Source organism: Luteimonas rhizosphaericola (genome assembly GCF_029888045.1).
Lineage (GTDB): Bacteria > Pseudomonadota > Gammaproteobacteria > Xanthomonadales > Xanthomonadaceae > Luteimonas > Luteimonas rhizosphaericola.
Genome location: NZ_JARXRN010000020.1, coordinates 128283 through 141263 on the forward strand (window position 1 = coordinate 128283; position 12981 = coordinate 141263).

Annotated in this window: 13 protein-coding genes; 11 read left to right on the forward strand and 2 right to left on the reverse strand. The window is 71.4% G+C overall.

Annotation, left to right across the window (positions count from 1 at the left end):
• Positions 1–284: 284 nt before the first annotated feature.
• The 3 genes from QFW80_RS04515 (at position 285) to QFW80_RS04525 (ending at position 7083) form a co-directional block, all read left to right on the forward strand.
• A complete protein-coding gene (locus QFW80_RS04515) occupies positions 285–2843 on the forward strand; it encodes a winged helix-turn-helix domain-containing protein (protein ID WP_280600133.1) in 2559 nt (852 codons plus the stop codon).
• A gap of 260 nt (positions 2844–3103) precedes the next feature.
• Positions 3104–5194 carry a hypothetical protein gene (locus tag QFW80_RS04520; protein WP_280600135.1) on the forward strand — a complete coding sequence of 697 codons (2091 nt, stop codon included), beginning with the start codon at positions 3104–3106 and terminating at the stop codon, positions 5192–5194.
• 23 nt (positions 5195–5217) lie between these two features.
• Complete coding sequence (locus QFW80_RS04525; protein WP_280600137.1) at positions 5218–7083, forward strand: S8 family serine peptidase; 1866 nt, start codon at positions 5218–5220, stop codon at positions 7081–7083.
• A gap of 108 nt (positions 7084–7191) precedes the next feature.
• On the opposite strand, the gene QFW80_RS04530 is transcribed toward QFW80_RS04525, so the two are convergent.
• Entirely contained in the window at positions 7192–7836 is a 645-nt protein-coding gene (locus QFW80_RS04530; RefSeq protein WP_280600139.1) for a response regulator, read from the reverse strand.
• Positions 7837–8001: 165 nt separating this feature from the next.
• On the opposite strand from QFW80_RS04530, the gene QFW80_RS04535 reads away from it, so the two are divergent.
• Positions 8002–8466 carry an AAC(3)-I family aminoglycoside N-acetyltransferase gene (locus QFW80_RS04535; RefSeq protein WP_280600140.1) on the forward strand — a complete coding sequence of 155 codons (465 nt, stop codon included), beginning with the start codon at positions 8002–8004 and terminating at the stop codon, positions 8464–8466.
• A gap of 65 nt (positions 8467–8531) precedes the next feature.
• Here the strand turns inward: QFW80_RS04535 and QFW80_RS04540 are convergent, their stop codons facing one another.
• A complete protein-coding gene (locus QFW80_RS04540; protein ID WP_280600141.1) occupies positions 8532–8849 on the reverse strand; it encodes a YnfA family protein in 318 nt (105 codons plus the stop codon).
• A gap of 192 nt (positions 8850–9041) precedes the next feature.
• Between QFW80_RS04540 and QFW80_RS04545 the strand changes: the two genes are divergently transcribed.
• From QFW80_RS04545 to QFW80_RS04575, 7 genes are all read left to right on the forward strand, one after another.
• On the forward strand, positions 9042–10262 hold the full coding sequence (locus QFW80_RS04545) for a tyrosine-type recombinase/integrase (protein ID WP_280600142.1): 1221 nt from the start codon (positions 9042–9044) through the stop codon (positions 10260–10262).
• On the forward strand, positions 10259–10477 hold the full coding sequence (locus tag QFW80_RS04550; RefSeq protein WP_280600143.1) for a hypothetical protein: 219 nt from the start codon (positions 10259–10261) through the stop codon (positions 10475–10477). Before QFW80_RS04545 ends, QFW80_RS04550 begins: the two co-directional genes overlap by 4 nt.
• Positions 10478–10739: 262 nt before the next feature.
• Entirely contained in the window at positions 10740–10979 is a 240-nt protein-coding gene (locus tag QFW80_RS04555; protein WP_280600144.1) for a helix-turn-helix transcriptional regulator, read from the forward strand.
• Positions 10976–11227 (forward strand): hypothetical protein, encoded by a 252-nt coding sequence (locus tag QFW80_RS04560; RefSeq protein WP_280600146.1) that lies wholly within the window; start codon positions 10976–10978, stop codon positions 11225–11227. The genes QFW80_RS04555 and QFW80_RS04560 overlap by 4 nt, the downstream gene beginning before the upstream one ends.
• Positions 11224–11415 carry a hypothetical protein gene (locus QFW80_RS04565; protein WP_280600148.1) on the forward strand — a complete coding sequence of 64 codons (192 nt, stop codon included), beginning with the start codon at positions 11224–11226 and terminating at the stop codon, positions 11413–11415. Before QFW80_RS04560 ends, QFW80_RS04565 begins: the two co-directional genes overlap by 4 nt.
• A 179-nt stretch (positions 11416–11594) precedes the next feature.
• On the forward strand, positions 11595–11786 hold the full coding sequence (locus QFW80_RS04570; RefSeq protein ID WP_280600149.1) for a hypothetical protein: 192 nt from the start codon (positions 11595–11597) through the stop codon (positions 11784–11786).
• Positions 11783–12919, forward strand: coding sequence for an AAA family ATPase (locus QFW80_RS04575; RefSeq protein ID WP_280600150.1), 1137 nt, complete (start codon positions 11783–11785; stop codon positions 12917–12919). Before QFW80_RS04570 ends, QFW80_RS04575 begins: the two co-directional genes overlap by 4 nt.
• The last annotated feature ends 62 nt before the right edge of the window (positions 12920–12981 follow it).

Genomic DNA, 12981 nt, shown 5'->3' on the forward strand with positions numbered 1-12981 from the left:
CACGACATCCGCGCCACCCCTGTCCGCCGCCCGGCGCGGCGCGCGCGTATCGACGCGCCGTCCCGCACGCACGCCGCGCGTGACGCACCCGCGCCGGCGCGATCGCCGCGCCGGCCGGGACGTTGCATTCCGCGGCCGCCGCCGCTCGCGGCTGACGACCGCCGCACCCACGCGCCACAATGCGCGCAACGCTCGCCGTTGCTTCGCCTGATGTCCGCCCAGCCCGTCCGCGCGCTCTGCCGCTCACTCCGAATTACAGGCCGCTCGGCAGCGGGGTTCGCCCGGTGAGCGGGCGTGCGTACCGTTTCGGGGCGTTCCTGCTCGACGCGGACACGCGCGAACTGCATCTCGGCGACGCGGCGGTGGCCCTGCCGGCGCGGGTGCTCGATTGCCTGGTCTACCTGATCGAGCGCCGCGAACGCGCGGTCGGCCGCGACGAACTGATCTCGGCGGTCTACGGACGCGTCGACGTATCGGATGCGCAGCTCGGCCAGCTGATCGTGCGCGCCCGCCGCGCGGTCCACGACGACGGCCAGGAACAGCACACCATCCGGACGATCCCGCGCTTCGGGTTCCGCTGGGTGGCGCAGACGCGGGCGGTCGACGCCGACGCGAACCGGGCGCCCCCCGTGCCCGCACTCGCGCCTGCGTTCGCCCAGCCCGCGGACCTGGAAGGCAGCCGCGAGGCGGCGCCCGGACGGGAGGATCACGCGTCCGCCATGACGCCGTCCGCGACCCGGACGCCAGGTGCAATGGCGTCGGCCGATCACGCGCAGCCGATGCCTGCGGGCGATGTTCCGCAGGCCGAGGCGGTCCACGCCATCGAGGCCGCCGGTGCGGCGAACGCGGAGGACGCGCGGCCCGGCTCGCGCCCCATCGCGCCTGCGGCCACCCGGGCCGACACGCACCTGGCCACCGCACCCGCCGGCAGGCGGCGGGTGGCGTCCGGATTCCGGCGTGCGCGTCTGCTGCGGTGGGGAGCGGTCGCCGTGCTCGGGTGCGGGCTGGTGGGCCTGGCGATCTGGCACCACGCCTCGACCCAGGTTTCGATCGCGACCCTCGACACGCGCGCACCGCTGGCGGTCCTGCCGACCGACGTCAAGCCCGGCGATGAGGACTGGATGCGCCTGGGCCTGATGGAGTTCGTCGCCGACCGGCTGCGCCGCGGCGGCGTCCCCGTCGCGCCGAGCGACACCACGCTGGCGCTGTTGCCGCGGGAGGGTGCCGATGCTACGGGCGCCGACGCGCACCTGCGCCAGCGCACCGGCGCCGACCGGATCATCGCCCCCCGGCTGCGGCGCGGCGACGACGGCTGGCGCATGGAACTGTCCGCCACCGATCGCGACGGCCTCCGCCTGCAGGCGACCGCAACCGACCCCGACGTCATGGTGGCGGCGCGCCTGGCCAGCGACCGCCTGCTGGCCGCGCTCGGCCACCCGCCGCCCCTCGGCGAGGACGATCCGGGCCTGGACGAGCACCTGCAGCGGGCACAGGCGGCGATGCTCGCCAACCAGCTCGAGGCCGCGCGCGAGATCCTCGTCACCGCCACCCAGTTGCGCCAGGGCGATCCCCTGCTGCGCTACCTGCTGGTCCAGGTCGATTTCCGCGAGGGCCGCTATGCCGAGGGACTCGCGGAGCTGGACGCGCTGCTGTCCGACGCGGAGGTTGCGCGCGACCGTCTCCTGCGCGCCCGCCTGCTCAACACCCGCGGCGTGTTCGCGATCCGCATCGACCGCTATGCCCAGGCCGAGCGCGATTTCGAGGCGGCCCTGCAGCTGCTCGACCGCGAGCGCGACGCGGCCGAATGGGGCCGCGCCATGAACGGGCTGGGCATCACCAGGATGGCGCAGGGCCGCGTGGAAGAGGCCGCCGCCGACCTCGGCGACGCGCGCGAACAGCTGCTGCGCACGGGGGATGCATTGGGGCTGGGGCGGCTGGACAGCAACCTCGGACATGTCGAACGCCTGCGCGACCGCCCGGCCCAGGCCGTGGCGTATTTCGCCAAGGCCGCCGAGGACTTCGAATCGCTCGGGGCGATCAATGAGCTGATCAGCGTGCAGTCGATGCTGATCGAGATGCACCTTCAGCTGCTGCAGTACGAGCAGGCGGGGCTCGCGATGCAGCGCTACTGGGCCTGGCGGCCGCGGGTACGCGACCCGGCCCAGCTGGCGCAGATCGACCTGGCGCGCGCGAAGGTCCTGCTGCGCGCCGGCCGGCTGCGCGAGGCCGCCGGGCTGCTCGACCCGCCCCGGTCCGACACCCGTCCCACCGCGTTCCAGCTGCACCAGTACGAGCTCTACCGCGCCGAACTGGCGCTGGCCTCCGGGCAGCCGGCGCTGGCGCTGCGGCTGGCCGACAACACCTTGCGCCTGGGCGACGAGCTGGCCCAGCCCGTGCGCGACTGGCTGCAGCTGCAGCGCGAGCGCGCGGCACTCGCCGCCGACCTGCCGCACGGCTCGGCCATCGTGCTGCCGGCCGGCGCCGACGCCTCCATCCCCGCCCGCCTGGCCACCGCGATCGTCCAGGCACGCTCCGGGCAGGCCGCCGCCGCGGACGCCAGCTTCCGTGCCGCGCTGGCCCAGGCGCAGGCGAGCGGCTCGCCGGCACTGCTGGTCGAAGTGGCCAGCGACTACGGCCCCTGGCTGATCGAGCGCGGCCACACCGGGGAGGCGGCCCGACTCGCCGGCCTGGTCGCGCCCTGGTCGCGCAGCGACTACCACGCCGCCAGGGTGCTGGGCCTGATCCACCGCGCGCTGGGCCACGCGGCGTCGGCCGAGCAGGCGGCCGGGGACATGGCCCGCCTCGCGGGCGAGCGCGAACCCCGGATCCGGGACCTCCGCTAAGTTCCTGATTCGACGCGACGCGCTGCGCCGGTCATCGAAACGTCATGGAAATGGAGTGCGACGCCGGGCGCCGCGCGACGACGTTGCCCGTGCGGTCCGGCCGCCCGGCCGACGGCCCCCGCCATGACGCTGTTCCCCGTTCCCTCCTTGTCGAGACCACCATGACCCCAGAACCGATCCGATCGGAGCGCCGACAGACGGCGCCCGGCGACGTGTCCGTTTCGCGGACCCGCTGGCCCGCGCGCTGCCTCCTCTCCACGATGCTGGTCGCCGCCCTGGCCATGCCCGCCTACGCGCAGGACGCGACGCCCCCGGATGCGTCGGGCACCGGCGCAGGCGCTCCCGGCGCCGCGGACGCGCGCATGGACGACGGCGCCGCAGCCGCTCCCGATGCCGACGCTTCCGAAGACGAGGAACCGGCGCAGGCGCTGGGCCTGGATGCGGCCGAACGCTACTTCGACGGCGTCGGCGACCCCGCCGGCGGCGACGAGGCGCTTGCCCTCGGCGAATACTCGCTGGCGGTGGGTTCCAGTGCCCTGGCCCTGGGCAACGACACGATCGCCATCGGGCACCTGGCCACCGCGATCGGCGATTTCAGCACCGCCATCGGCTACGGGGTCAGCACCGGCGGCCTATCCGCGGTGGCCCTGGGCGGCGTGGCGCTGCTGCCGGACGCCAATACCCTCACCCCGACGCTGGTGGAGATGGTGACTTCCGCCAGCGGCGAGTACGCCACCGCCGTCGGTGCGGGCGCCAGCGCCGCCGGCGACGCGTCCCTCGCCATGGGTCCGGGCGCGGAAGCCACCGGGCACGTCTCGACCGCCATCGGCATGCGCTCGCAGGCGAGCGGCGGGTTCTCGGTCGCGCTCGGCGCATGGAGCGAGGCCAGCAACCTGGGGGCGACGGCGGTCGGCGTGGCCTCGGAAGCCAACGGCCGCGACTCGACCGCGCTGGGCGCGGGCGCCCTCGCCGACGGCATCGATGCTACCGCGCTCGGACAGGGCACCTATGCCAACGCCAGCAGCGTCGCGGTGGGTTCGGTGGCGCGGGCCTCGGGCGAGGTGTCGACCGCCGTCGGGCCGGGCAGCAGCGCGCTCGGCGACCTGTCGATCGCGGTGGGCGGCGCTTCGCATTCCTACGGCCACCGTTCGGTAGCCACCGGCTTCCATACCTCGGCGCGCGGCGATTTCGCGATCGCGATCGGCGACAACGCCACCACCGGCGGCTACCTGCCGGAGCCGCCGCCGGACGACGACGACGACGATCCGTGCTGGATCTGCATGCCGGGCGACGACACCGCCGCGACCGCCGACGTGCCGATGCCGCGCGATGCGGTGGGCGCGATCGCCCTGGGCCAGTTCGCGCAGGCCTACAGCGACCGCAGCCTCTCCCTGGGGGCCTACTCCCAGGCCACGGGCGAGAACAGCGTGGCGCTGGGTGCCGGATCGCTGGCCGACCGCGACAATGTCGTCTCGGTGGGCGCCTCGCACCGCTGGATCGGCATGGCCGACGAGGATGCCAACCAGTGGCGCGATCCGATCCAGCGCCAGCTGATCAACCTCGCCGCGGGTACCCAGGGCCACGACGCAGTGAACGTGGACCAGCTCGGCCAGTTCGCCCCCGTGCTCGGCGGCGGCGCGGCCCTGGTCGATGGCGTCCTGATCCAGCCGACCTACGTGATCGGCGGCCAGAGCCACTTCGACGTGGGCTCGGCATTCGCCGCGGTCGACGCGCGGCTCGACGCGCTCGACGGCGCGATCTCGGAACCGCCCCCGGGTCCGCCGGGCCCGCCCGGCCCCCCGGGCCCTCCGGGAGACCCTGGCCAGGGCGGCATCGGCTACGACGACGGCAGCGGCGACACGCTCACGCTCGAGGGCGAAGGCGGGACCCGCGTGCGCAACGTCGCCGACGGCACCGCGGCGACCGACGCGGTCAACAAGCGTCAGATGGACGCCGGCGACGCCGCCACCCTGGCCGACGCGCGCGGGTACACCGACACCGTCGCGGTACGCACGCTGGATTCCTCCAAGGCCTATACCGACCAGCGCTTCGACGTGCTCGACGACAGCTTCCGCTCGCTGGAGCGCGAAGTCGGCGCGCGCCTGGACGGACAGGACCGGCGCATCGACCGGCTCGGCGCGATGAGCACCGCGATGATGAGCATGTCGATCAACGCCGCCGGCAGCCGCAGCCCGCGCGGACGCGTCGCGGTGGGCGCGGGCTGGCAGGGCGGCGAAAGCGCGCTGTCGGTGGGCTACGCCAGATCGATCGGGCGCGCGTCGTTCAGCGTCGGCGGCGCCTTCACCAACCACGACAGTTCGGCCGGCGTCGGCTTCGGCTTCGACCTGTGACATCGTCCCCAAGGAGCGTTCCCATGAAACTGCTTCCCCTCGCCTGCAGCACGCTGGCGCTCGCGGTCGGCCTGGCCGTCGCGGCGCCCCGCCCGACCCCGCTGCCGGTGCGCGCGCACACGGGCTGGACCCCGCTCGCCGCCGCCGGCGCGCAGCGGGCGCCCGCGCAGACCCGCTTCGACCGCTTCATCGTCCAGTACCGGCCCGGTGCCGCGAGCGCGACCAGCCAGGCCAGGGTGGTCGACCATGCCGCGGCAGCGGTGAGCCGGGCCGGTCTGAAGGCCGCCGGCGGCAAAACCCTGCGCATGCGGGCGGTGCGGCGTACCGCGGCGGGCAGCCAGGTGCTCGCCAGTTCCCGTCCACTCGACGGTGCCGAGACCTCGCGCCTGCTCGCCGCGTTCGCCGCCGATCCGCAGGTGGCGTGGGTGCAGCCGGACTACATGAAGTATCCGCTCGCCGCCGTGCCCAACGATCCGCGCTATGCCGACCTGCAGTGGGACATGCACCATCCGTTCGGGGGCGTGCGCGCGCCGGCAGCCTGGGCGCTCAACGCGGGTCGCGATATGGTGGTGGCGGTCATCGATACCGGCTATGTCCCGCACCGGGACCTGTCCGCGAACCTGCTTCCCGGTTACGACTTCATCAGCTGGTACGGGCAGACGGTCGACGGCACGCTCTACCCCGACATCGCCGGCGACGGCAACGGGCGGGATTCCGATGCCCGAGACCGCGGCGACTGGACCGACGCCAGCATGGACGGCTGGTGCGGAAGCCGCACGTCCAGTTCGTGGCACGGCACCCACGTGGCCGGCACGGTGGCCGCGGTCGCCAACAACGGCATCGGCATCGCCGGGCTGGCCCATGCGGCCAAGGTCCAGCCGGTCCGCGCGCTGGGCCACTGCGGCGGCACCACGTCGGATATCGTCGATGCGATCGTCTGGGCCTCCGGCGGCAACGTGCCCGGCGTGCCGGCCAATCCCACGCCGGCCGACGTGCTCAACCTCAGCCTCGGCGCGGCCGTGCGCTGTACCCAGGACCCGGCGACCCAGGCCGCCATCGACGATGCGCTCGCGCGCGGCGTGACCGTGGTGGTGGCGGCCGGCAACGCCGGCATCGATGCCGTCTCGTTCTCGCCGGCCAGCTGCGCAGGCGTGATCACCGTCGGCGCGACCGACGTCGACGGCGGCAAGGCCGGCTACAGCAACTACGGGCAGGTCGTGGCGCTGTCGGCCCCCGGCGGTGGCGGCTTCGGTCCGGAACAGACCGGCTTCGTCTGGTCCACCGGCAACAGCGGCACCACGACCCCCGTCGCCAGTCCTGGCGGCGACGTGCTGCTGGGCATGGTCGGCACCTCGATGGCGGCCCCGCACGTGGCCGCGGTGGCCGCGATGATGCAGGCGGCGGCACTGGCCAACGGCCACGATCCGCTGACGCCCGGGCAGATGCGGGCGGTGCTAAAGGGCACGGCGCGGCCGTTTCCGTTGCCCCCCGCCGCGAGCCAGTCCATCGGCGTCGGCATCGTCGATGCGGGCGCCGCGGTCGCCGCGGCGGCGGAGGGCTACGACGAGGCCGCGATCGCCGTGCCGCTGGGCAACCGGACGCCGACGTCCGGCGTGGCCGGCGGCGCGCGCGAGGATGCGCTGTTCAAGTTCACCGTGGCCGCGGGCACGCGTCAGCTGCAGCTGCGCAGCTACGGCGGTCAAGGCAACGTCGCGCTCTATGTCGCGCGCGACCGGGTGCCGACCACGGCCAGCTACGACCGTGTCTCCAGCAATCCAGGCAATACCGAATCGGTGGCGTTCTCCAATCCGGCGCCAGGCACCTACTACCTGCGCCTGAGCAGCCCCACGCTGTACCGCAACCTGTCGGTCATCGCAGTCGCGCAGTGAGGCGACGTCCGGCCCGTCGTACCGTGAGGAGCGCCCTGCATGGGCGCTCTTCGCGTCTGCGGCGACAGGCGGCGGCGGCGCCGGCCGCGGGCCGGCCGCCGCCCGACGCTACAGCACCTGCGATGGATCGATCAGCCCGTACTGGCTCGCCAGCCGCGCCAGCGCGATCGTGTCGTCGATGTGCAGCTTGCCGAACAGGCGCGACTTGTGCGTGTTCACCGTCTTCGGGCTCAGGCTCAGGCGGCGGGCGATCTCTTCCTGTCGCAGGCCCTGCACCAGCAGCATCGCGATCTCGAGCTCCCGCGGCGTGATCTCGTCGAAGGGCGAGCGCTGCCCGTCGAGCCCCGACAGCGCCAGCTTCTGCGCGATGCCCGCGGCGAGATAGCGCTTGCCGCGCGCGACATCGCGCACCGCACGCAGCAGTTCGTCCGAATCGCCGCCCTTGCCCACGTAGCCGGATGCACCGGCCTCGATCAGCTTGCGCGGCATCGGCCCGTCCTCGAGCACCGACACCACGATCACCTTCGCGTGGCGGCCGCGCACGATGCGCTCGGTGACCTCCAGCCCGCTCACGCCGGGCAGGTGCAGGTCGCACAGCACCACGTCGGGCTTGAGCTTGCGGATCAGCGGCAGCGCGGCCTCGCCGCTCTCGGCCTCGCCGACCACCTCGATGTCGGTTTCGCCCGAAAGAATCATGCGCATCCCGGCGCGGACCAGCGCATGGTCGTCGACCATGAACACCCGGATCGTCATCCCTGTCATCCCTCGTCATGCATCCCCGCCCGGAGGCTAGCGCCATGCACCGGGCAGGCGCAACCCGCCGGCCCGCCATGGTGACCTGCGGCCCTTGCGAACTCCCGCCCGCCGGGGAAACTGCGGAGGCGCACGACACGCTGCGCGCCACCACCGGAGTCCGCGATGGAACCAGACGATGCGTTCGAGATCCGGCGCCTGGAGTCAGGGGATACGCGCCTGCTGCGCGACATGCTCACGATGATGGGCGAAGTCTTCGACGAACCCGCCACCTACACCGCCGCGCAACCGGACGACGCCTATCTGGACGGGCTGCTCGGCGGGCGCCAGTTCATCGCCATCATCGCAACCGCGGGTGGGCGCGTGGTCGGAGGGCTGGCCGCTTACGAACTGCAGAAGTTCGAGCAGGCGCGCAGCGAGATCTACATCTACGATCTCGCCGTCGACGCGGCACACCGCCGCCTGGGCATCGCCACCGGGCTGATCGACCGGCTGCGCGGCGTGGCGCGCGAGCGCGGCGCCTGGGTGATCTCCGTGCAGGCCGATCCGCCGGACGCGCCCGCCGTGGCGCTGTACACGAAACTCGGCGTGCGCGAAGAGGTGCTTCATTTCGACATCGGCGTGGGCTGAGCACCTCTCCGCCTCGCAGGCTCGCACGCAGCCTCCGCAGCGGCGCGTGCGAAAACGTCCGCCGCTCAGCGCGGCTGGAACATGATGATGCCCATGCCGAACAGCACCACCGCCACGCCGCCGACATCCCACGCGGTCGGGCGCACGCCGTCGACCAGCCACAGCCACGCCAGCGCGGTGGCCACGTAGACGCCGCCGTAGGCGGCATACACGCGCCCGGCCGCGGTGTCGTGGAAGGTCAGCAGCCAGGCGAACAGCGCCAGGCTCAGCGCGGCCGGCACCAGCAGCCAGGCCGAGCGGCCCTGCTTCAGCCACAGCCACGTGAGATAGCAGCCGATGATCTCGGCCAGCGCGGTCAGCAGGAACAGGCCGAAGGTCTTCATCCGGCAATCGCGCCGCGCACGGCAGGCGACTGGCGGAAGGGGTGTCCCCCTCCGCCATGTTTCTGGCCGTTTCTGGCGGTTTCATAGCCGCCGGCTAGCGCGATTTTCCCGGGCATTTGTTGCGTCCTGTTGTGTCTAGTCGTATCTTCCCATTGCACCCTGCCATGTGGGCCGGGATGATGGGAACGCGAGATGCCCAAGCGATCACGAGAGCTCAAGCCCGTCGAGGTGAAACAGAAGCCCGACGGCATGCACGCCGCTGGCGGCGTCACCGGACTCTATCTTCGCGTGTCCGGCGATGCGCGCAACTGGATCCTGCGCGTCGTGATCGGCGACCGCCGACGCGACATGGGGCTGGGTGGCTGGCCCGACGTGCCACTGGCCGAAGCGCGAGAGCGCGCCCGTGAGGCGAGGCGAAAGATCCAGGACGGCATCGACCCGATTGCAGAGCGCCAGGCGAAGCGCGCGGCGCTGGTCAGCGTACCGACGTTCCGCTGGTGTGCCGAGCAGACCATCGCGGCCAAGCGGCCGGAGTGGAAGAACGCCAAGCACGCTTCGCAGTGGACCAACACGCTCACGACCTACGCCTACCCAAGACTGGCGAGCGTGCCTGTCGACCAGATCGAGGTCGGGCACGTGCAGCAGGTGCTCGCCCCCATCTGGACCACGAAGACGGAAACAGCCTCGCGCGTGCGGATGCGGATCGAGGCCGTGCTCGACTGGGCCACGGCAAGCGGGTATCGCAAGGGCGACAACCCCGCGCGCTGGAAAGGCAACCTGCAGCCGCTGATGCCGGCGCCGGGCAAGGTGCGCGGCGTCAAGCATCACGCCGCCCTGCCCGTCGACGACATGCACGGATTCATGGTCGCGCTTCGTGATCGCGACGGCATGGCCGCACGCGCGCTCGAGTTCGCCATCCTGACCGCGGCGCGATCGGGAGAGGTGCGCGGCGCGCAGTGGAGCGAAATTGACCTGGATGCCGCTACGTGGACGGTGCCGGGCGAGCGCATGAAGGCCGGCAAGGATCATCGCGTGCCGCTGTCCGATCGTGCCGTCGCGCTGTTGCAGGCGCTGCCACGCATGGCGGGAACCGACCTTGTGTTCCCCGCTCCACGCGGCGGCCAGCTGTCCGACATGAGCCTGCTCGCCGTGATGAAGCGCATGAAGGTGCCAGCCGTGCCCCACGGCTTCCGCTCGACCTTCCGCGATTGGGCCAGCGAGCGCACGGCGTACCCGCACGAGATGGCCGAGATGGCGCTGGCGCACGCGATCGACAGCAAGACGGAAAAGGCCTACCGCCGCGGCGACATGCTCGCCAAGCGCGCCAGGATGATGCAGGACTGGTCCAACTTCATCGACACACCGCCGGCCACGGGCAACGTGGTCAGCCTCAACCGGAGCAAGTCGGCATGAGCAACGTCATCGCATTCCCCCGCACCCGGCCGCTGGCCGCGCACGAACTGCCGGCGCACTGGTCGCCGAGCCTGCGGATCACCTACGGCAACCTGACGGACGCGGGCTACCTGTCGCATGCCGAGGCCCTGGACCACTGCGAGCGGCTGGCGCAGACAGACGACGACGTGTGGGCGCAAGCGCGGGCCGCCATCGCGGGACTGCCGCGGGTTTGACATTGGCGGACACGGAGTGGAACGTATTGAAGCGCGGAGACATTCCGCCAACCGAGGACACCTATCTAACCCGCACCTGACAATCTGATTCGCTGAGCGGACAGGAGCACCCCCGAAGCATTGCCTTCGGAGAGGAACGCGATGGGAGCCGCTTAGGGTCGAAGGGCCGGCGCATCGAGCAGGTATCGCAGCAACCGCTGCGGTCACTCGCTTGCGCTGGCCTTTTCGTTTCCGGCGCAGGCACCCAATCGAGTGCTTCGCCATGCCCAAGACCAAACCGAGGTCTACACCCCTCCCTCTATCGGACCTGCCCGACTGCGCCCTGGTGCGCGAGCGGCAGCTGTTACCCGTGCTCCCCTTCGCGCCCGTCACCCTGTGGCGCAAGGTCAAAGCCGGCGCATTCCCCAGCCCGCATCGACTCGAAAACGGTCGCATCACCGCTTGGCGGTGGGGCGACGTTCGCCAGTGGCTCGAAGCGCAGACGCGCCAGGAGGCCGCATGAACCGTCGCCGCTTCCAGCCGCTCACCACCCGGGGCAAGTCATCCGTCGCGAAGGCACCGCAGCTGAACCTGGAGGCCTTCCAGGCGATGGCAGCGCAGCCCGGCGGCATCGAGACCCTCAAGCGTCGGCGCGAGGAACTGCGGCGCGTCCACGCCGAGCAGCAGGAACGCATGCGCGCGCAGTTCGCGGAGTCCGAGCGGATCCTGCGCGACCTGGACCTGGCGATCGATGGAGGGATCAGCGCATGACCGCCCTCGAACGCCGCCAGCGCATGCTGGAACAACTGGCCGGCCTGGACGATGCCGCCCGCCTGGACATGCTGCGCGCCGTCATCGACGACATGTGGCGCTTCGGCCTCGCGCTCACTGACGTAGGCGAGTGCATGGCCCGCAACGTCGACGACATCACCCGCGCACGACCGGGGGTGGACGGATGAGCAAGCGACCCCGCTCAAAGAAAAGCCGCCCTGGCGGGGGCGGCTTCAATCGGCACAGGAAAAAGCACGGACCCTTGGAGTTTAGGCCGCAGGAGCAAGCAGTCAACCTGGCCAGTTCAGGCTTGGTCGTCGCGACCTGGAAGCCCGGGCAGGTGGGGCCGCGGTACTGGTCAGCGCAGATGCTGCCCCAGCTGATGGCCGATCCGTCCATCCACTACATCCTGGCGCATGCGGAGAACTTCCGGCTCGCTTGCCGCGTACTGCGGAGCTCGAACGGGGAGATCGGCCTTATCCCGCTGCCCGATCGGCCGCTGCCGCCCGAGGAATTGCTGATGCATATCAGCCTCGACCGCGGGAGGCGCGCAGCATGAGCGACGCCGCGATTCTCACCGTACACGCGAGGCAGGCAGCGCGCGCCGTCCGCTCGCAGATGTTCACCGAGGAGCTAGCGCTGCAGATCCTCCTGCAGCGCCGTAATGAGGGGAAGCTCCCCTTCCTCCTGCCTGCGGACGAGATCGAGGCCGCGTTCCGCGCGGAACTCGAAGGGCTCGCCGTCGACTCACGACTGCAGGGGTTCACCTGGGGGGACGCGCTGACGTCCCCTGCCAACCTCAAACCTAGCAGCTGGGCGATACACAAGGTGCTGCCGACAGAATGCACTGGGCTGCTCTACGGGAGCTGGGGCACTTGCAAGACGTTCCTCGCGATTGACTGGGCGGGCGCCATCGCCAACGGCTCGCCGTGGCAGGGCCGCGCCACGAAGCCCGGCACCGTGTTCTACCTCGCGGGCGAGGGCGAAGGCGGCTTCGCCCGCCGGCTGCGCGCGTGGGAGATCGGAAACGGCGGCGCCATGGCCAACCTCGCGTTTCGGGAGATGCCCAACGTCCGCAACGCTCACGAACTGGCCGCCCTACTTGTCGACATTGACCAGCTCGCCGTCGAGCGTGGCGATCCTGCGTTGATCGTGCTCGACACCCTGTTCACCGCGCTCAATGGCGGCGAGGAGAACAGCGGCAAGGACATGGGGGAAGTGTTCCAGGCAATGCGTGCAATGCGCCAGCGGTTCAAGTGCGCGGTGCTCGCGGTTCACCACACCGGTCACGACGGGGATCGTGCCCGCGGCCATAGCTCCATGCCCGCCGGCGTCGACGTGCAGTTCTACATCAAGCGACTCAAGTTCGATGGTCCTGGCCACGCGCTGGAACTCACCAACCCGAAGCAGAAGGATGGCCGCGAGGGCGACCCCATCCTGCTGTGCACGGAATCGGTCCCGCTCCCTGGCCTGGTCGATGAATGTGGGAACGTCGAGTCCAGCCTCGTGATTCGATCGCCTACGCAGAAACTGGTCGAGAACATGAAGGCCAAAGCCGATGGGGCCCGGGAAGACTTGGCGGTGATGCAGGCGCGAGCGGTCGAGCTCAAGGCGCAGGGCTACACGCTCAAGCAGATCGGCGAGGAGCTTGGGCGCGACAAGGCCACGATCAGCCGATGGCTCAAGGACTGACCGCTGTTGCATGTTGCATGCATGGCCCCCTAAGGGGGGCCAGTGCAACGCAACAGCGCAAC